This window comes from Candidatus Phaeomarinobacter ectocarpi, from assembly GCF_000689395.1.
GTDB classification, from domain to species: Bacteria; Pseudomonadota; Alphaproteobacteria; order CGMCC-115125; family CGMCC-115125; genus Pyruvatibacter; species Pyruvatibacter ectocarpi.
On record NZ_HG966617.1, the window covers coordinates 1494223 to 1513833 of the forward strand.

18 protein-coding genes, 2 tRNA genes and 1 pseudogene are annotated in these 19611 nt (G+C 58.7%); 9 read left to right on the forward strand and 12 right to left on the reverse strand.

Translation table 11 applies throughout. The features are described 5' to 3' along the window. Window positions 1-43 precede the first annotated feature (43 nt). Window positions 44-412, forward strand: coding sequence for an EthD domain-containing protein (locus BN1012_RS07065; RefSeq protein WP_043949086.1), 369 nt, complete (start codon window positions 44-46; stop codon window positions 410-412). Here BN1012_RS07065 and BN1012_RS07070 read toward each other — a convergent pair. The 10 genes from BN1012_RS07070 to BN1012_RS07115 form a co-directional block, all read right to left on the reverse strand. Further along, a complete protein-coding gene (locus BN1012_RS07070; protein ID WP_043949087.1) occupies window positions 409-1479 on the reverse strand; it encodes a succinylglutamate desuccinylase/aspartoacylase family protein in 1071 nt (356 codons plus the stop codon). The two genes, BN1012_RS07065 and BN1012_RS07070, sit on opposite strands and share 4 nt — an antisense overlap. Continuing rightward, window positions 1472-2401, reverse strand: a complete 930-nt coding sequence (gene rimK, locus BN1012_RS07075; protein WP_043949088.1) for a 30S ribosomal protein S6--L-glutamate ligase — start codon at window positions 2399-2401, stop codon at window positions 1472-1474. Before rimK ends, BN1012_RS07070 begins: the two co-directional genes overlap by 8 nt. After that, on the reverse strand, window positions 2398-2919 hold the full coding sequence (locus tag BN1012_RS07080; protein ID WP_043949089.1) for an ATP-dependent zinc protease family protein: 522 nt from the start codon (window positions 2917-2919) through the stop codon (window positions 2398-2400). The genes rimK and BN1012_RS07080 overlap by 4 nt, the downstream gene beginning before the upstream one ends. Window positions 2920-3013: 94 nt before the next feature. Continuing rightward, window positions 3014-3739 (reverse strand): tetratricopeptide repeat protein, encoded by a 726-nt coding sequence (locus BN1012_RS07085; protein WP_081826271.1) that lies wholly within the window; start codon window positions 3737-3739, stop codon window positions 3014-3016. Then, window positions 3720-5444 (reverse strand): dihydroxy-acid dehydratase, encoded by a 1725-nt coding sequence (gene ilvD / locus BN1012_RS07090; RefSeq protein ID WP_043949091.1) that lies wholly within the window; start codon window positions 5442-5444, stop codon window positions 3720-3722. The genes BN1012_RS07085 and ilvD overlap by 20 nt, the downstream gene beginning before the upstream one ends. A 112-nt stretch (window positions 5445-5556) precedes the next feature. Continuing rightward, complete coding sequence (locus BN1012_RS07095; protein WP_043949092.1) at window positions 5557-6744, reverse strand: serine hydrolase; 1188 nt, start codon at window positions 6742-6744, stop codon at window positions 5557-5559. 2 nt (window positions 6745-6746) lie between these two features. Beyond that, window positions 6747-9521, reverse strand: a complete 2775-nt coding sequence (locus BN1012_RS07100; RefSeq protein WP_043949093.1) for a valine--tRNA ligase — start codon at window positions 9519-9521, stop codon at window positions 6747-6749. Between the two features lie 179 nt (window positions 9522-9700). Then, window positions 9701-10438, reverse strand: coding sequence for a DUF2497 domain-containing protein (locus tag BN1012_RS07105; protein WP_052534734.1), 738 nt, complete (start codon window positions 10436-10438; stop codon window positions 9701-9703). A gap of 276 nt (window positions 10439-10714) precedes the next feature. Next, a complete protein-coding gene (locus BN1012_RS07110) occupies window positions 10715-12187 on the reverse strand; it encodes a TolC family outer membrane protein (protein ID WP_052534736.1) in 1473 nt (490 codons plus the stop codon). Between the two features lie 227 nt (window positions 12188-12414). Next, the gene (locus BN1012_RS07115; RefSeq protein WP_043949094.1) at window positions 12415-13083 is read right to left on the reverse strand and encodes a protein-L-isoaspartate O-methyltransferase family protein; all 669 of its coding nucleotides are present in this window, start codon (window positions 13081-13083) and stop codon (window positions 12415-12417) included. A 225-nt stretch (window positions 13084-13308) separates the two neighbouring features. Between BN1012_RS07115 and BN1012_RS07120 the strand changes: the two genes are divergently transcribed. Further along, window positions 13309-13382: transfer RNA gene (locus BN1012_RS07120), tRNA-Cys, on the forward strand. 68 nt (window positions 13383-13450) lie between these two features. Here the strand turns inward: BN1012_RS07120 and BN1012_RS07125 are convergent. Further along, window positions 13451-13723 (reverse strand): hypothetical protein, encoded by a 273-nt coding sequence (locus tag BN1012_RS07125; RefSeq protein ID WP_043949095.1) that lies wholly within the window; start codon window positions 13721-13723, stop codon window positions 13451-13453. Window positions 13724-13958: 235 nt separating this feature from the next. Between BN1012_RS07125 and BN1012_RS07130 the strand changes: the two genes are divergently transcribed. Continuing rightward, window positions 13959-14034 (forward strand) — tRNA-Asn (locus BN1012_RS07130). Between the two features lie 87 nt (window positions 14035-14121). Here BN1012_RS07130 and BN1012_RS07135 read toward each other — a convergent pair. After that, the gene (locus BN1012_RS07135) at window positions 14122-14496 is read right to left on the reverse strand and encodes a hypothetical protein (RefSeq protein ID WP_043949096.1); all 375 of its coding nucleotides are present in this window, start codon (window positions 14494-14496) and stop codon (window positions 14122-14124) included. 167 nt (window positions 14497-14663) lie between these two features. Here BN1012_RS07135 and BN1012_RS07140 point away from each other — a divergent pair, with 167 nt between their 5' ends. The 6 genes and pseudogenes from BN1012_RS07140 to BN1012_RS07160 all read left to right on the forward strand — a co-directional run bounded on the left by BN1012_RS07140 (window position 14664) and on the right by BN1012_RS07160 (window position 19607). Continuing rightward, a complete protein-coding gene (locus BN1012_RS07140; RefSeq protein WP_043949097.1) occupies window positions 14664-15290 on the forward strand; it encodes a bifunctional transcriptional activator/DNA repair enzyme AdaA in 627 nt (208 codons plus the stop codon). A gap of 45 nt (window positions 15291-15335) precedes the next feature. Next, complete coding sequence (locus BN1012_RS07145) at window positions 15336-16355, forward strand: ABC transporter substrate-binding protein (protein ID WP_052534739.1); 1020 nt, start codon at window positions 15336-15338, stop codon at window positions 16353-16355. A gap of 9 nt (window positions 16356-16364) precedes the next feature. Then, window positions 16365-17225 (forward strand): ABC transporter permease, encoded by an 861-nt coding sequence (locus BN1012_RS07150; RefSeq protein ID WP_043949099.1) that lies wholly within the window; start codon window positions 16365-16367, stop codon window positions 17223-17225. Continuing rightward, complete coding sequence (locus tag BN1012_RS07155; protein WP_052534741.1) at window positions 17222-18052, forward strand: ATP-binding cassette domain-containing protein; 831 nt, start codon at window positions 17222-17224, stop codon at window positions 18050-18052. Before BN1012_RS07150 ends, BN1012_RS07155 begins: the two co-directional genes overlap by 4 nt. Window positions 18053-18155: 103 nt before the next feature. Continuing rightward, a pseudogene (locus tag BN1012_RS17915) lies at window positions 18156-18644 on the forward strand (deoxyribodipyrimidine photo-lyase); the annotation flags it as partial. Continuing rightward, complete coding sequence (locus tag BN1012_RS07160) at window positions 18627-19607, forward strand: cryptochrome/photolyase family protein (RefSeq protein ID WP_420887297.1); 981 nt, start codon at window positions 18627-18629, stop codon at window positions 19605-19607. The pseudogene BN1012_RS17915 and the gene BN1012_RS07160, both read left to right, overlap by 18 nt. Window positions 19608-19611 lie beyond the last annotated feature (4 nt).

Consider the following 19611-nt stretch of genomic DNA (forward strand, 5'->3'; position numbering starts at 1 on the left):
GCTAGATAGCCGCCGGGGTCGACCGGCAAAGGAAGCTAACACCATGATCAAATTGATATTCTGCCTCCACCGGCTCCCGGGTCTCTCAGCGGAGGCCTTTCGGGAATACTGGTGGACAAAACACGCGCCCCTCGTGAAAGAACGCGCTCCGGCGCTCAAAATTGCGCGCTATGTGCAATCCCACGGCATGGAGACACCTTTGGACGGTGCCATGCAGGCCTCTCGCGACGCCCAGCCGAAATACGATGGTTTCGCGGAACTGTGCTGGGAGAGCGAAGACGATCTCAACTTCGCCATGTCCGATGAAGCAGCCCTGAAAGCAGGAGCGGAACTTCTCGCAGATGAAAGAAAATTCATCGACCTGAAGCGCTCCTCCCTCACCTTCGTGCGCGAACGGTCCGTCGTCGGCTAGAGGATTTCATCCTCGTCAAACAATGGGTCGCCATCAAAGGCTTCTTCAATTGTATCGAGATCGGCCCCCTCAGCTGCCGCTTTGGGGATGGCGGCGATATGCACAAGCGCATCGCCTTGGTTGACGATAGGCAGGTTGCTGCGTCCGATTACAAGCCCGTCGCGCTGAGCAAACATTTCTGTGTCTCGAATGCCGAACGGGTCAGAAATCACCCCAATCAGGCTTCCCGATTTAACGAACTGTCCAACCTTGCAATGAATACGAGCGATGCCTCCCTCCGTTGCACGTATCCAGGCACTTTTGGTGGCGATGGATGAGGGAGGCAGAGGCTTCTCCAAGGGCGGAACGGAATGATGCCTTCCGGTCATGCCCAGATGCCGAAGCACGTTCAACACACCTTTGACACCAACTCGGATCGCCGTCTCATCAAACCTCAACCCCTCTCCGGCCTCGAAAACCATGACGGGAACACCTTTGTCGCCCGCGGCATGGCGCAGTGAGCCTTCACGCAAGGCTGAGTCGACGATCACTGGTGGAGAAAAGGCATCCGCCAGTTTGTGGGCCCGCTTGTCTCTCATATCGATACGGATTTGCGGCAGATTCACCCGATTGATCGCGGCTGTATGTAGATCAATTCCGTATTCGGAGCGCTCCACGACTTCTTCCATGAACAGATGCGCCAGCCGCGCGGCAAGTGATCCCGTCGGACTGCCTGGAAATGATCTGTTCAGATCGCGCCTGTCCGGCAGATAGCGACTGTGACTGATGAAGCCGAACATGTTGACTATCGGAACCAACAGTACAGTGCCCGATATTCGACGCAGCGCGGGCGCACGGATGAGCCGCCGCACAATCTCCACCCCAAGAATTTCGTCCCCATGGATCGCGGCGCTTACAAAAACAGTCGGGCCGTCCTGCTTACCGTGGATTGCCTGAATGGAGAGCGTTGCAGGCGTGTGGTCCGACATCATGCTCAGTGGCAGATCAACAACCTCGCGCGTGCCTGCCTTTATTGTGGTTCCTGCGATCACCAATGGTGCGCGAGAGGTCTTTTTTTTGTCAGGCACTTTTCGGAACGCTCCGTTTCTTACGGGTACGGGTATGGGTCTTGCCGGGTTTGGCATTCTTCTCGAGGAATTCGATGATCTGTCCGGCTACGTCCACTTTTGTCGCGTTTTCAAGACCTTCGAGACCGGGCGATGAATTGACCTCCATTACTACCGGGCCATCATTCGAGCGCAGCATGTCCACGCCGCAGACATTGAGGCCCATGGCCTTTGCAGCCTTGACCGCAGTTGCACGCTCAGTGGGCGTGATCTTTATAAGTTTGGCACTCCCGCCGCGATGCAGGTTGGAGCGGAAATCACCGTCCTTGCCCTTGCGCATCATGGCGGCAATGACCTTGTCACCGATGACCAGGCAGCGAATGTCCTCGCCATTGGCTTCTTTCACGAATTGCTGCACCAGGATATTGGTCTGCACACCACCAAAAGCCTGAATGATGCTTTCAGCTGCCCGTGGCGTCTCGCCCAGGACCACGCCAATGCCCTGCGTGCCCTCCAGCAGTTTGATGATGACCGGCGCGCCGCCAGCAATCTTAAGGAGCTCGTTAGCATCAGAGGTCCGGTGGGCGAACACAGTCGTGGGTAGACCGACACCGTCACGGGATAAAAGCTGCAGGCTGCGCAGCTTGTCGCGTGACCGGGAGATGGCAACCGACTCATTGAGTGGATAAACGCCCATCATCTCGAATTGCCTCAGAACAGCACTGCCAAAGAAGGTCACCGAGGCGCCAATACGGGGAATGACCGCATCATATCCCTTCAGGGACTCGCCGTTGTAATGGACTTCAGGGTCACTCGACGCGATGTCGATGTAGCAGCGCAAATGGTCAATCACATCAATCTGATGTCCGCGCTCCTTCGCGGCCTCGACGAGGCGTTTGTGCGAGTACAGGGATGCATTGCGACACAAAAGGGCGATTTTCACTTTTTTGGTTCCTTCGGGTTTGCAGGCAGCCTGATTGCCGCAGTAAGCGAGCCGCCGACGAATGAGCGGCCTGGATCAATAACGAAGTTCTTTCGAACGGCTTCGCGGCCCAGCAGCATGCGAAAGCCTAGCTGGTCGCGGTCAGTAAGTGTCAGTTCTATGGGCCAGAAATGGTCGCCGACCTGGGCAGTGGTCTTGATGACATAACGCTCTTCCTGGTGCCCGTTTGAACTACGTATGTGGCGCTGGTCGTGTACAGCAGCCACGCATTCGATCTCAGGCAGCCGTCGTCGTTGCGCGGGATGTAGCAAGAACGATACATGTGGTGATCCGCCATCAGTAAACGGACGGATTTTGAAGGCATGGATGGCCGACGTCCGGGCGCCGGTGTCAATTTTTGCTTTGACCTGTGTGACCCCCAAATCCCCAAGACCGACCCATTCCCGCCAGCCGATAATCGGACGGGCGGGTTTTACCCGTGGGCGAGGAGGCTTAAGAGCCGTGTTTTTCGCAGACATGAAGGGCCGGAAATCACAATAAGGAGTGTATGCTTATCACGATGCGCCCCCAATGCCTGAAAATACTTCAGCAAATCGGCTTGGTCTTTTGGCGCTATCTCTTGGTGTGTTCGAGGCGAAATGCTTCCGCCAGCCGGATGCCTGCGTCCATCTGGGCGCGCGACATCTGTTTTTCCCGCTGGCCCATCAGGGCATCAACACCTGCGCGGGTGTCGTCCGTTGCGCCTTGGCGCGCGAGAAGCAGAAAGCTGTAGGCCTTGGCCTTGTCCTGGGGAAGCGGATCACCGTCCCAGTAAATCCCGGACAGAAAAATGAGGGCTGGCGTGTAGTACTTTTCAGCGGCCAGCTCGTACCAGCGAATGCCTTCAAAGCGGTTTCGTTCGGCGCCCTCGCCGTTGTAGTGCATTTCGCCGATCTTCATCTGGGCTTCAGCGTGCTGGTTGAGCGCTGCCTTCTCATACCAGCGCAACGCTTCGTCCACATTGGATTTGATGTCCGCGTCAGGCTTGCCGGTGCGATAATAGTCACCCAGCTCCACCTGCGCCTGCACATGGTTCCCTTCAGCGGCCAGCGTCATGTACTTCACGGCCTTGTAAGGATTAGCCGGGGCACCATTGTTGCCCTCATACATCTTGGCCGCCAGAAAGGCGGAGGTTGCATCGCCCGCGTCGCCGCCCTCAGCCCATGCCTGTGTGGCGGCGGTCACGTCGCCCGCAGAATAGGCTTCAATGCCGCTTTGCAGGTCAGCTGCAGCCGGGGCGATGCCCCAGCTAATGGCTGCCAGCAAAACGAAAGCAGTTTTAGATATCCGCATAAACATGCGTTTCTTCCTTTGCGCCCGGATGGGTCAATGCGCCGCCCCGGGCCGGGCCGACAAGCTGAACATATTTCCACAATGTGCCGGAATTATAGTCGGTCTTGCGCGGTTTCCAGTTTTTCTTCCGCTCAGCCATCACATCTTCGGCAACGTCGAGATCAAGTGTCCCGGCTTCCGCATCAATGGTGATGATGTCGCCATCCTCGATGAGGCCGATGGGACCTCCTTCGGCAGCTTCTGGACCCACATGGCCGATGCAGAACCCGCGTGTCGCGCCTGAGAAGCGACCATCGGTGATGAGCGCAACCTTGTCGCCCATGCCCTGGCCATAGAGCGCAGACGTGGTGGACAGCATTTCGCGCATGCCCGGACCACCCTTGGGCCCTTCATAGCGAATGATCAGGACCTCGCCTTCCTTGTACTGACGGTTTTCAACCGCCTCGAAGGCTTCCTCTTCGCAATCAAAGCAGCGCGCGGGGCCTGAGAACTGCTGCTTCTCAAGACCGGCCACTTTCACGATGGCGCCTTCCGGTGCCAGTGATCCCTGAAGACCGACAACGCCGCCGGTTGGAGTGATTGGGTTGGACACCGGATAGATGACTTTCTGGTCCGGGTTCCACTCGATCTCGGAGAGGTTTTCCTCCAGTGTTTTGCCGGTGACCGTAACGCAGTCACCATGCAGGAACCCACCCTCGTGGAGTGTCTTGAGCAGCATTGGAACGCCACCGGCTTCGTACATGTCCTTGGCAACGTAATTGCCGCCTGGCTTGAGGTCAGCCACATAGGGCGTCTTCTTGAAAATCTCGCAGACTTCCATCAGGTCGAAATCAATGCCTGCTTCTGCCGCCATGGCAGGAAGATGCAGACCGGCATTGGTCGAGCCGCCGGAGGCCGCCACGACCGTGGCCGCGTTTTCAAATGCCTTGCGCGTGCAGATGTCGCGTGGGCGCAAACCCGTCTTGACCAGTTCCATGACGGCGCGACCAGAGGCGGCTGCGTACTCGTCACGGCTTTCATAGGGTGCAGGAGCACCAGCCGAATTTGGCAGTGCGAGACCGATGGCTTCCGACACGCAGGCCATGGTGTTGGCTGTGAATTGACCACCGCAGGCGCCTGCGCTCGGGCATGCAATGCATTCAAGCTCATGCAGGTCTTCGTCAGACATGTTGCCGGCAGAGTGCTGGCCGACGCCTTCAAAGACATCAAGAACGGTTACGTCCTTGCCCTTGAATTGGCCCGGCAAAATGGAGCCGCCATACATGAAAACGCTTGGCACGTTGAGACGCAGCATGGACATCATCATGCCCGGAAGGCTTTTGTCACAGCCTGCGAGGCCAACAAGCGCGTCATAGCAATGGCCGCGCATGGTGAGCTCAACGGAGTCCGCAATGACATCACGGCTGACCAGGGATGACTTCATGCCCTGATGACCCATGGCAATGCCGTCCGTCACGGTGATGGTGCAGAATTCACGCGGTGTGCCCGACGCTTCCTTGACACCCTGCTTCACAGACTGGGCCTGACGCTGCAACGCGATGTTGCATGGCGCAGCCTCGTTCCAGCAGGTGGCCACACCCACAAATGGTTGATCAATCTCTTCCTGCGTAAGGCCCATCGCATAGTAGTACGAGCGATGCGGAGCGCGCTGCGGGCCGACCGTAACGTGGCGGCTCGGCAGCTTCGATTTATCAAATGTGTTGGCACTCATGGGGCCGGATCTCCGTTGGGGGTGTCGCAATAGTGGCGAAAGTTTAGGCGTTCGGTCTTTGAGGTTCCACAGTAAGACCGGGCATCAGCCTTGCAGTGGTTAACCCCAGGCATCAGGGGGTTTCTGCCTGGGTCAGGCTTCCGATCATGGCGAGATATGCGGTTGTGAAGGCCGCCTGGTCCAAAGCACTGTGTTCCGTGTTCCAGGTTGCCGTGATGCACCAGCTTGTGCCGGTTTCATCCACAAGCCGTGTGGTCATGTTGAAGGCCCCGAAATTCGAGCCGCCCTTATAGGCCACTTTTTCCCACATTTCAGGGTTTGCCACACCGGGATTAACCTGCATGGCAGGCTGATCGGCGACGTCCTCAATGAGACTGCAAAGTTCGCGCGCGGAGATCGGCCAGCCGATTTCAGGCGACGGGCTGTCATCGAGTTCGGTCACCTCAGGCAGTGGCGCATCGGCCAGATCAACCAGCACGTCAGCCCGACTTTCGTTCTCAGCCGCCCGGAAGCGGGCCCGGGTGTTGTTCACATCGGCCTTGAGTTTGAAGAACTCTGCGGTCGTGATCAGCGGCTTTTGCGGCAGGTGCGCTTCGACCGCGTCGCGCCCAAGGATTGAAATCAGCGCATCCGTCGCGGTGTTGTCCGAGATGGAAATCATCAAGGTGGCCAGTGTGGCCAGCGTCACCGGCGTGTCCTCAGGCCAGTCCTGGAGGATGCCGCTGGGCAGAGAGCGCCAGGCGGGATCAACCGTCACCACGTCAGCCATGGTCAGCGTGCCGCTCTCAACCGCTTCCATCAGTGCCTTGAGAACAGCCATCTTGAAGGTCGAGCCGGCATCCAGTGCTGTGTCCGGTGCCAATGCCACCTGGTCCACACCATCGCGGGTGACCAGCAATGAAATCTGCCCGCCGCCAGACCGCTCAAGCCGGACAAAGCCACCCAACGCTTCCTGCGGCGTAAGGCCGGACGCGGTTGGTTGCCGGAAGAACAGGAATGTGACCAGCCCCTGATCATCAAGCTGGATTTCAGCAGGCACACGGCCGCGCTCCAGAAACACCGTGTAGGTGTTCTGACCGTCTTTCTGGACACCGCGGAATCCGCCCAGCGTGCCTTTGAGCCCACGGACGATGGCCACGACCTCTTCCACATTGGCGCGGTTCAGGAGCTCAGGCGAAAACAGCGTGCGCTCGATTGTGTCACGCACGAATATGGTCTCGAGGACTTCTTCTTCTGCGGCATGGGCCGGCAGAACAAAAAGCAAGAACGCCAATGCAACGGCACTAAGTCGGGTCATCATCTTTACGCAGCCCCTTCCAGGCGACCAAGAGCATCCGCCAGTTTGGCGCGGGTTTGTTCAGCATCAGTGCGCCGTTCGCGCTGTTCTTCGATGACAGCTTCCGGTGCCTTGGACAGGAATTTTTCATTGCCAAGTTTGCCGTCGATCTTCTTGATCTCGCCATCGATCTTGCCGATTTCCTTCGCAAGGCGCGCGCGCTCTGCGTCGATATCAATGACGTCAGCAAGCGGCAGGAAGAGCGTCGCTTCATCCACAACGGACTGAATGGCGCCTGCGGGCGTTTCATCACTGGCCTTGATGCTGTCGAGCCGGGCAAGTCGCTCGATCATGTCCTTGTTGCGCGCGATGCGGTCAATGGTTTCAGCAGAGGCCCCCCGCAGGACGAGCGGGATTTTGGCCCCCGCGGGAACATTCATCTGCGCACGGACGGACCGCACTTCAGACACCAGCCGGATGATCCAGTCGATCTCAGCATCCGCTGCAGCGTCACCGAGTTCGGCGCTGTAGGTCGGCCACTCAGCTGATACCAGCATGCTGGTCCGTGCGGGCCCTTCAACACCATCCTTCCATAGTTCCTCTGTCAGGAACGGCATCATGGGGTGGAGCATCAGCAAGATCTGATCCAGCGCCCATGCCGCAGTGGCGCGGGTTTCAGCCTTGGTGGCTTCGTCCGTGCCGTAAAGCACGGGCTTGATGAGCTCCACATACCAGTCGCAATAGACATCCCAGACGAAGTGATAAAGCGCGCCCGCCGCTTCATTGAAGCGGTAGCCTTCTAGCGCCTCGGTGACTTTGGCAGCCGTCCGGCGTGTTTCACCGGCGATCCACTTGTTCGGTGTGCTGGTCACGGTGGAGACGTCAAAGCCTTTAACGCGCGAGCACTCGTTCATCTGGCAGAAGCGTGCGGCGTTCCACAACTTGGTACCGAAGTTTCGGTAGCCCTCTACACGGGACGTGGAAAGTTTGATGTCACGCCCCTGCGCCGCCATCGCGGTCAGCGTAAAACGCAACGCATCGGCGCCATAGGTATCGATCAATTCCAGAGGGTCAATGACATTGCCCTTGGACTTGGACATCTTGGCGCCCTTGTCATCACGAACCAGGGCATGGATGTAAACGTCCTTGAACGGAACTTCCTTCATGAAGTGAAGACCAAACATCATCATCCGGGCAACCCAGAAGAAGATGATGTCAAAGGCTGTTACCAGAACATCTGTGCCGTAATAACGACCAAGCTCTGGCGTTTCTTCGGGCCAGCCCTGGGTTGAGAACGGCCACAGGCCGGAGCTGAACCAGGTATCCAGAACGTCTTCGTCCCGCTCCAGATCAACACGCTTGCCATAGTGAATTTCAGCCTGCTCGTAAGCATCTTCTTCTGTCTGGGCGACGAACACTTCCTTGTCCGGGCCATACCAGGCCGGAATCCGATGCCCCCACCACAGTTGCCGTGAGATGCACCAGGGCTGGATGTTCCGCATCCATTCGAAATAGGTCTTTTCCCAGTTCTTTGGAACGAAGGTCGTTTCGCCTTTCTCCACCGCTTCAATGGCGGGCTTGGCGAGTGTTGCGGCGTCCACATACCACTGGTCTGTCAGAAACGGTTCGATGACATCATTGGACCGGTCACCATAGGGAATGGCGTGGCGATGATCATCAATCTTGTCGAGCATTCCCAGCTCATCAAGTGCTGAGACGATCTCCTTGCGGACATCAAAACGGTCCTTGCCATGATAGGCGGTAACGGCCTCATGAGCCTGCGGTGCGCCTTCAAGGAAGGCCTCGTTGCTGTCGAGCAGGAGCTTCCCACGTGTATCCAGAATGTTGATCATGCGCAGATCGTTCCGGCGGCCAACTTCAAAGTCATTGAAGTCATGCGCGGGCGTGATCTTCACAGCACCTGAGCCCTGTGTCGGGTCGGCGTGCTCGTCCGCAACAATGGGAATGCGGCGACCGGTGATTGGCAGCACCACATGCGAGCCGATCAGATGCTTGTAGCGCTCGTCTTCTGCATTAACAGCGACGCCGGTGTCACCCAGCATGGTTTCCGGACGCGTTGTGGCGACAACAATGTAATCGCGTGTTTCATGGGCGATCGGGTTGCCGTCGTCGTCATGCTCCGTTGGAAACTCATAGGTTTTTCCATCGGCAAGCGGATAGCGGAAATGCCATAGATGTCCGTTGACGTCCGTGGGCACGACTTCGAGGTCTGAGATCGCGGTCTCAAGCGTGGGGTCCCAGTTCACAAGGCGCTTGTCCTTGTAGATCAGGCCTTCCTTGTAGAGCTGGACAAACACCTTGAGGACGGCTTTGGACATGCCGTCATCCATAGTGAAGCGCTCGCGCGACCAGTCACACGAAGCACCAAGGCGGCGCAGCTGATTGGTAATCGTGCTGCCGCTCTCAGCCTTCCATTCCCAGACGCGCTCGATAAAGGCATCCCGGCCCATTTCACGACGCGACGAATTGTTGCCCTGCTCAGCAAGCTGACGTTCGACGACTGCCTGAGTCGCGATGCCCGCATGATCCGTCCCTGGCTGCCACAACACGTCCTTGCCCCGCATGCGTTCAAACCGGATCAGAATGTCCTGCAACGTATTGTTGAGGGCGTGTCCCATATGCAGGGAGCCCGTCACATTGGGAGGGGGAATGACGATTGAATATGGCGTGGCACCCGCTGCGACGCGCTCGGGATCACCGCCCTTGAAGGCACCGGTTTCTTCCCACTCGGCATAGATACGTGGCTCAGCCGTCTGAGGCTGGAAGGACTTCTCAAGCATTGTGTGTCTGGACCTTGCCCATGCCTGCCGCAGGAGGCCTGCAATCAGGGGGGCTAATAAACAAAAAAGCCGGTTCCGCTGCGAATGCCTGATTTGGCATCACAAGGGAACCGGCTGGTTTTAACGCAAAGAGCCTCAATGACAACAAGGGGACAAAAAGAGGCTCGAAATCTACGTGATTACCGCCGGCGACGGCGGCCCACGCGCTCCACTTCTTCAGCTACAGCTGCTTCGACGATGGCGGGCAGATTGTCATCCAGCCAGGCCTTCATCATTGGCCGCAGAAGGTCCTGAACGAGGCCTTCCAGTGTGCCGGATTCACCTTCGCCTGAGATGCGCATGTCATCAGACAGGCGGTCAAACGCGGCTGTCGCGGCAGCAGTTGCCTCTTCAGACATCAAGGATGTGGGTTCCGGTGTCGGCGCTGTATTGGCAACCGGTATCGGCGCGGCCAGCGGTACCGGGGCCGGTTCCGGCTCGGGCTCTGGTTCCGGCGTGCGATCAATCGCCATGAGATCGCTGTCTTCGCCCGTGTCAAACGGGTCATCCACAACCGGTTCGGGTGCGGGTGCGGGTGCGGGTTCGGGCTCTGGCTCGGGGTCAGGCGCTGCAGCCATTTCCGGCTCAGGTTCTGGCTCTGGCTCAGGTTCCGGGTCAGCTTCGGCGATGTCCGTCAGTTCGAGAACATCATCTTCGTCATCCGCGCCATCATCGGCGACCATCAGGTCTTCAATGGGCGTTGCTTCTTCCTCAGCCGGGTCAGCGTCGCCTGCTGCGTCGACAGCTTCAGATGCTTCCGCCTCGGACGCTGCCGCGCCTTCAGCACCTTCTTCCTCGCCGTCTTCGGAAATAATCCGACGGATCGAGGCGAGAATTTCTTCCATGGAAGGTTCGGCCTGGGTGCCTTGTTCGCTCATCGTATCACTCACCGCATGCTGCGCGCTAAATCGGTTCTGCGCGCTAAATCTGTTTTGGCCTGCTCCGGACAAGGAACCGACTCGAGGAAAAACCTCTGCAACCAACTGAGTTAAGCCTAGCCCAGCCGCAAGGCCAATTAAAGGCAGGCAAACCCTAAAGGGAGATAGTTATCAAAGCAGTTTCAGCCAGAAACAGTTAACTCCAGCCTATTGTGGCGAAGAAAACAGCACTTCTGGCTTTGAACACCCGCAATGGAGCATTCGCGGACTGCGTGATTAGAGCTGAGACGCTGCGTCGGTGCCTGATTCGGGAGCCACATCATCCGGCTCGTCATCAATGCCCCAGCCGATCCACTGTCCGCTCACATCGTCGTAGTTTTCGCTGGGATCATACTGGTCAACGGGAAGAGCCAGATAGTTGGCATTCAGGCGACCGATGGCAGACAGCAATTGATATGCAGCCACATAGGCATTGCGCTCGGATGTCACCAGGGCGACGCGTGAGTCCAGCAACTCCTGCTCGGCATCCAGAACGTCCAGAGTTGTACGCGAGCCGACCTGAGCTTCCTGCTGAACACCGTCGAGGGCGATCTCGTTGGCGCGTACCTGTTCGCGATCGGACACGATACGCGCATTGGCGGCCCGGTAGTTTTCCCAGGCACTTGCAACGCCTTCTTCAACCGAGCGAGTCGCTTCGCGGATCTGCAGGCGCGATTGGCTGTTCAGCTGTTTCGCCTGACGGATCTGGCTGTACTCAGCACCCGACTGATACAGCGGGATGGTCAGCCGACCGGTAACGGACGCGCTTTCAGAACTCTTCACAGTCGTACTGGGATTGTCTGACTGGCTGTAGTCACCCTGCACGGTCAATGTCGGCAGCAGACTGCCCTGCGCCGTCCGAATGGCGTGACGCGAGGCTTCTTCGGCAAAGCGTGCCGCCGCCAGTGTCGGATTGTTGACAGTGGCTGTCGCGAGCGCTGCGTCTTCGCTTTCAGGTAGTGGCGGCAGATCAGGTGCGGCCTGAAGCGTGCCGGGTGCTGATCCCACCACCCGTTCATAGGTGGCACGTGAGTTGATCAGATTGGCCTGCGCCTGAATGAGCGATGATTCAGAGCGGCTGAGGCGGGCTTCTGACTGTGCCACGTCTGTCCGGGTGATTTCGCCGACGTCGAAACGGTCCTGTGAGGCTTCAAGCTGGCGCTGCAACACGCTGACATTGTTCTGATTGAGTTCGACCGTGGCCGTATCGCGCAGCACGTCCATATAGGCCGTCACAGCACTTAGCAGCACGTCCTGCTCTGTGCTGGTCAGTTGCGCGCGCCCAGCGGCAACCTGTGCCTTGGCCTGGCGTGTCTGGGAGACTGTGCGTCCCCCACGGAAGATGTTTTGCTGCACGGTGACGGTGCCGGTGTTCGTCGTCCGGTCATCCTTTGAGCTGCTAAGGGCGGCAAACCCCGCTCCGGCGCGCAGATCATTGTCCGACTGGGAGAACTGGCTGGTTCCGGTCGCGGAAATTGACGGACGCCAATTGGCCAGTGCCTGGTTGACGTTTTCATCGGTCGCGCGCAGCTCCGCGCGGGCAGCCTGAAGCGTCGGGTTCGACCCGTATGTCGCCACAAGGGCGTCCTGCAGAGATTCTGCAGATGCGACGGACATGCCGCCGGCAAATACGAGTGAGAGCGAGAGTGCTGCAAGAGAAGCGCTATTGCGCAGCTTCTTGACCAGGAAGTCCGCTGAAAAATTGCTCAAAACATGCCCCGCTTGTGCCCTGTCGGTGCAATGCGCACCTCAGCTGCTTATGTCAGTCCTATATAGGGTGCCGGTGGAAGCCGGTTCAACACAGTCGCGCCAAAAAGTGGACAAATCGTCTGCATATCAGCCGTGAATCGGCTGTCTCACGCCCCTAAACACATGTTTTACGCGTAAAAAGCCCAACCGGTTGTGCGGGTTAGGCCGGTTGTGGCCGGAATTGTTGCCTAAAAGACAAAGGCGTCAGGTTTCTCAAAGCCCGGCGCCGGTGCCACAGCGGCGCTGAACTCCACCCGCGCGCTTGCTTCCCCGCCGGTTGCCTCAAATACGTGCGCCTTGCCGGCCAGTCCCCGGCCAATCACACACACGAGCTTCCCGCCATCCTTGAGCTGGCTGCATAGGTCCGCCGGGGCTTCCGGCAGCGCACCATCCACAACAATCGCGTCAAAGGGTGCCTGATCCGGACAGCCTTGCTGCAAGGCACCTTCAATGACTGCCACATTGTCTGCGCCGGCTTCGGTGAGGTTTTGGCTCGCATGACCGGCCAGTGTGGCATCGCTCTCGAGAGCAACCACGGTTTCAGCCAGTTTTGACACCACCGCAGGGCCATACCCCAGTCCTGCGCCCACATAGAGCACCAGAGCACCCGGCTTGATGTCTGCGAACTGCAGAAGCCGAGCAAGCACACGAGGCTCCATGATGAAGCGCTGAACGCCGTCATCAGATGTGTGAATGACGAAGTCTTCGTCCTGATAAGCCACAGATCGCTTGGCAGCAGGCACGAAAAGCTCGCGTGGCGTGTCCAGCATGGCCTGAAGAACCGATTTATCCGTCACGTCATTGGGACGGATCTGGCTTTCGATCATGTTGTAGCGAGCAGAAGCAAAATCGAGCATGGGTTCGGCCTGACCTGAAAGTGGCAACAATCGGCAAAATGTCGATGGTTGCACCAATAATAGCGTTATCGCGCCTTATAGTCAGCGGCTCGGTGGCTGACAATGCGTCCAGGTGCGCTGAGAAGGGACATGCGGTGTTTTCCGCGATTGTTTGGCAGCGCACCATCTGCTATAGCCCCCTGCCTTGGATGGCTGCTGTCCTTATGGACGCCCCATTCAGGATGAGGCCACGTGGCGGAGTGGTTACGTGCCGGACTGCAAATCCGTTTACCCCGGTTCGATTCCGGGCGTGGCCTCCAACTTTCCCACATCAGAAGCAATATCGGCCTCAGTGCCGGTCCCAGTGCCTGACTAGGGCTCTGGCGTCCTAGGCTGTTTCCGTTTCAGACGCCGCTTTGGCTTTCTGGGCGGCCTTGGCTTCCTTGCGGCGGCCATACCAGACCTCCAGCCGCCGCCGCATTCGCCTCACACGCCACGAATCCACCGACAGGACCAGCAGGCCCAGCGGGATCATCCAGAACCCGACAATCGGCAGGAAGCCGAGCATGCCCAGGAGCACCAATACGACGCCCAGCGCGATGCGCACCGGTTTTGAACCCGGAACGGCATAGGAGCGTCTGCCAAGTTTGATTCGTGCCATGGGCCTCTGTGCAGTCAAATTGCTGTTTGCGCCGGCCAGTGAGCCCTGTACGGCCCAAGTCCTGACAATGCAGTGCGGATAACCCCACACGTAGGCGGGAATGTGGCTGGTGTTAACCCGAACATGACGAGATTTGTTGCATTCTGGCGAAATGGGGCTTTGCAAGGCGTTAAGGGCTTTGCTATAGCCCTGCATCTCGCACGAAGCGGCTGACCAATGGTTGCTTTGTGAGTGTTCCCCGGTAGCTCAGTTGGTAGAGCAAGCGGCTGTTAACCGCTTTGTCGCTGGTTCGAGTCCGGCCCGGGGAGCCATTTTCTTTCAGGGGCCACCAACACCCCTCTTTCGTCGCCGAAAACAGACCACGCTTGCACACCCGTTCGGGGTGGGCCGCCAGGCGATTACAGACCCATGCCCAGAGCTCCAAAGCCTGCAATTAGTCCAAACCCGTAGATCGCAGGGAGCCGGAAGAAGATGCGATTGGCGAAGATGGCGATGTAAAGCGGCACGAGCGCGCATCCCACGCTGTAAAGCGTGGCGGCCACCGCCAGTTCTATTGGCCCGCCATACACGGCCAGGTAGGCAAAGGCCGCGGACAGCGCGATCATGCCAAAGCTGGCCGTATGCCAGGCCATGTAACCCATCCACCGGATCAGTTCCGGCAGATCGGTCATGCCCATCAACGGGCGCACATAAGCCCGCCCACCGGCAATCACATGCACCAGGAATAGAACCAGCGCCGCACCAGAAGCCGCAAACAGCCATATTGAATTCATCTTGGGTCCTCTCCCATGGGTGCAGAACTATCTGATCAGGCGAGAAATCTTGCAAGCCAGCCCACGACCGGTGCTGCAAATAGCGGACAAGAGTGCCTTTGGACGTTTTCAGACTTCATCATTTTGAGGCGGGCTGTTTGGGACATTTGGTGTGATAGAGTCCATCCATGCTCGATTTCTCCACATGCCTGAATGCGATGCGTCAGCGCGATGCCGCGTTTGACGGGCTGTTTTTTATCGGTGTGCGGACGACCGGCATTTACTGTCGGCCGGTCTGCCGGGTGAAAACACCCATGGAAAAGAATGTGACGTTTTATCCAAGTGCCGCGGCAGCGGAGCAGGCCGGGTTTCGACCCTGTCTGAGGTGTCGGCCTGAAACTGCGCCCTTCAGCCCGGCCTGGAACGGCACACGCACAACGGCGGATCGCGCCATGCGGCTCATTGCGCAAGGCGCGCTCAACGAGGGATCTGTTGAAGATCTGGCTGAGCGTCTTGGCATTGGTGCACGGCATTTGAGCCGCCTGCTGCAGGAACACATCGGCGCGTCGCCAAAGCAGATTGCGCAGACACTGCGAACCCACACGGCAAAGCGGCTGCTGGATGAAACGGACATGTCCATGGCGGACATCGCCATCGAAGCAGGCTTTGGCAGTACACGGCGCTTCAATGCGGCATTCAACAAGCTCTATGGGCGCCCGCCCTCGTCGTTCCGGAAAAAGAAGGCTGCGCTGCGACGCGCCGTTACTTCACGACGGGCATCCGCGCCCGGTTCTACCAGCGCGCCCCCCGCATAAAACCGCGGGTGTGAATCCGGTGTGAGGTCACATAAGCTGTGACTCATGACACTTATTCTCAGATTTCTTTCACCTCTCGCAGTGCTCGTGGCTATGTGGCTGCCGTCTGCTGCATCTGCGCAGACATGTCCCATCGATCGACCGGTGGTCTTTGCAGGTCTCGACTGGGACTCCGCCCGTTTTCACAATGCGGTTGCGGAGCGGCTTCTCTCTGCCGGCTATGGATGCGAAACGGCCAACATTCCAGGTTCCACCATTCCTCTCACCAACGGTCTCGCCCGCGGCGACATTGATGTGATGATGGAAGTCTGGCGCAACAATCTGGCTGCCGCCTGGGTCAAGGCTGTGGATCGTGGTCAGGTTGTGGATATCGGCGCCAACTTCCCCGACGCCGTGCAGGGCTGGTACGTGCCTCGCTATGTGGTGGAAGGGCCTGACGCCCCTGCCCCGGATCTAAAGCATGTCAGCGACCTGCCCAACTACACGGACCTGTTCAAGGACCGCGAAGAGCCGGGCAAAGGCCGGTTCTACAATTGCATAACCGGTTGGTCCTGCGAGATCGTCAATACGCGCAAGCTCAAGGCGTATGGACTTGATGATCTGTACACAAACTTTCGCTCCGGTACGAGCGAAGCGCTGTCAGCTGCCGTTGCTGGCGCTGTCCGGCGCAAACGTCCGATCCTGTTCTACTACTGGGAGCCAACATGGCTGGCCGGGCTGCATGACCTCGTAAGGCTGGAAGAACCCGCCTACGATCAGGATGCCTTCAGCGCCTTGCGGGACCCGGACCTGCCCCTGCTGACCGGCGTGGAATATCCCGTTGCGGCGGTTGCGATTGGCGTGAACACCGAGTTTGAAGCAGCGGCGCCAGATATCATCGACCTGCTGAAAGCGTACAACACCACGTCGCAAATGGTATCCAATGTGCTGGCGCAAATGCGGGAAAACGACCTGTCGGATGAGGAAGCTGCCGATTGGTTTCTCTCAACCCATCCTGACCACTGGGCCGACTGGGTGTCAGACGATGCACGAGCACGCATTCTTGCGGCTCTGCCCGAACAGTAAGGCGACATCTTGTTTCCCGATTTCGGCAGCCCCCTGCGAGACGCCGCCAACGCGGCGATTGACTGGCTGATCATTACCCATGGCAACAGCTTTGACGCTGTGTCCGATGCCTTGCTGGGAGCCTTTCTGTTCGTCGAATTGCCGCTCCGCGCCATGCCTCCCTGGGCTGTGTTGCTGGTGGTCGCAATTCTGGCCTTTGCGGCGTCCCGCAAAATCCTGCTGACCCTCATATGCACCGGCGGTATGTGGCTGCTGGGCGCGCTTGGGGTCTGGGATGAGGCCATGCAGAGCCTTGCCATTGTGCTGGTATCGGTTGGCGTGTGCGCCGTCTTTGGCGTGCCGCTTGGCATTGCCATGGCCAAAAGCGCGACGGTCCGCCGAATGCTCTCGCCGGTGCTGGACCTGATGCAGACCATTCCCAGCTTTGTCTATCTCATTCCCGTCGCCATGTTGCTGGGCCTCGGCAAGGTCCCGGCGATCCTGGCGACCGTGGTCTATGCGCTGCCCCCTCTCATTCGCCTGACGGATCTGGGCCTTCGCCTGATCGAGCAGGAGTTGCTGGAGGCAGCAGATGCCTTCGGCGCCACCGCGATGCAGCGCCTCGTGTCTGTCGAATTGCCCCTTGCGGCCCCCAACATTCTGCAGGGCATCAATCAGACAACGATGATGGCACTGGCAATGGTCGTTATCGCGTCCATGGTGGGAGCCCCCGGCCTAGGTCAGACGGTTCTGGAAGGGCTGCAACGCGCCGACGTTGGCAAGGGATTGATCGGCGGATTGTCCATTGTGTTGCTGGCCATCGTGCTGGATCGCATTACCCAGGCTTTCGGTTCCCGTCGCCTGACGTCGCGCGGAGATGACACGCCATGATCTCCATCGATCAGGCATCGCTCCTGTTTGGCAGCAATCCTGGGGCGGTGCGTCAGGCGGTCGTCGCCGCACGCCAAAGTGCCGGCCGCGACCGCATACGGGATCAATTGGGTGTGACTTTGGCGCTCGACGACGTGTCACTGGACATCAAGGACGGTGAACTGTTCGTAGTCATGGGCCTGTCGGGCTCCGGCAAGTCCACACTGGTCCGCCTGATCAATGGCCTTTTGTTGCCGCACGCGGGATCCGTGACTGTGGATGGCGTGACTGTGAGTGCGCTGTCCAAGCCGGACCTGATTGCCTTCCGGCGCGAGCGGATCGCCATGGTCTTCCAGAGCTTTGCCCTGTTCCCACACCGCACGGTTGGAGAGAACGCGGCGTTTGGTCTTACGGTGGCTGGCATGAACAAGGCTGACCGGGAGGCACGCGCCAGCAAATGGCTGGAACGTGTGGGCCTGGGGTCTCACGCCGGGTCCTACCCGCACCAGCTGTCAGGGGGCATGCGCCAAAGGGTCGGTCTGGCCCGGGCCCTATGTGTCGAGTCGCCTATCATGCTGCTTGATGAGCCGTTTTCTGCACTGGACCCCATCACACGCGTTGACCTGCAGGACCTCCTGCTGGAGCTCCAGTCGGAACTGGCCCGCACCATCGTGTTTGTGACCCATGACTTCTCGGAAGCTGCCCGTCTGGCGGACCGTATGGCTGTTCTTGAGAACGGGCGCGTTGCCCAGATCGGGACCCCTGCAGCCATCAGGTCGGCCCCGGCCACGAGCCACGTGGCCCGCTTTATTGAAGCAGCGACGCAAACAGTCCCGTCATCCGTCTGAAAATGATCCAAATCGGGTCTCGAGCCGTAGAAAAACCATACTGAATTTGCGTCAACTGACGCACCATTTGCCCCAATTTCGGGGCTTTGCATTGGGTTTTCCTTTGAGCAACGACCCCGCCATTGTCTGGTTCAGGCAGGATCTGCGTATTGCAGACAACCGGGCCCTGTCGGCTGCCGCAGCATCCGGGCAGCCGGTCATCGCACTGTACATTCTCGACGATGAGACGCCGGGCGAGTGGCGCATGGGCGGGGCCAGCCGCTGGTGGCTGCACCACTCTTTGGCGTCGTTGACAGCTGACCTTGATGGGCTTGACGCGCAACTGATCCTGCGCACGGGCAACGCGGCAGATGTGCTCAAGGACGTCGTCTCCCAGACCCAAGCCACAGCGGTTCATTGGAACCGGTTGTACGAGCCCTATGCCATTGCGCGGGACAAGGACGTGAAGGCTGACCTGCAGGCAATGGACATTGAGGTGACCAGTTACAACGCCAGCCTTTTGTTCGAGCCATGGACGGCAAAAACCAAGACCGGTGGACCCTATCGTGTGTTTTCGCCCTTCTGGCGCAATTGCATGCGAGAGCTGGACGCGCCGGATCACCCAAAATCTGCGCCGAAAAAACTGACCTCTCTCAAGGACAGGCCGGCTTCTGACACGTTGGAAGACTGGCACCTACTGCCAACCAAGCCGGACTGGGCCGGCGGTCTGGAAGAGCAATGGTCGCCTGGCGCGACCGGCGCCGCCGCAAGACTGGACCGCTTTCTGGACAAGGCAGCTGGCGGTTACAAGGAAGGCCGCGACATGCCCGGTATTGATGGCACGTCCGGCCTGTCTCCCCATTTGCACTTTGGCGAAATCAGTCCCCGCCATGTCTACTGGGCGGCAAGGGCACATGCAGACGAGTATCCGGCCCACTCAAAGAGCGTGGACAAGTTCGTTGCTGAACTTGGCTGGCGCGAATTTGCTTACCACCTGCTCTATCACTTCCCGAGCATTCCAACCGACAACTATCAGGACAAGTTTGACGATTTCCCCTGGCGCGAAGACGCAGACGGCCTCGCCGCCTGGCAACAGGGCATGACGGGATACCCCATGGTGGACGCCGGCATGCGTCAGCTCTGGCAGACCGGCTGGATGCACAACCGTGTACGGATGATCGTTGCCTCCTTCCTCGCCAAGCATTTGATGGTGCACTGGCGCGAGGGCGAAAGCTGGTTCTGGGATACCTTGGTGGATGCTGATCTGGCCGCCAATGCCGCCAGCTGGCAGTGGGTGGCAGGCTCCGGAGCGGATGCGGCACCCTATTTCCGGATTTTCAATCCGATCACACAGGGAAACAAATTTGATCCGGATGGCGATTATGTTCGCAAATACGTGCCGGAACTTGCAAAACTACCCAACAAATATTTGTTCTCTCCCTGGACCGCTCCAGACGACGTGCTTGATCAGGCAGGCATTGTTCTGGGAACGGACTACCCACGACCCATTGTAGATCACTCAGACGCGCGCGAGCGTGCCCTGGGTGGATATAGCGACATCAAGAAGGCCAGCTGATTGC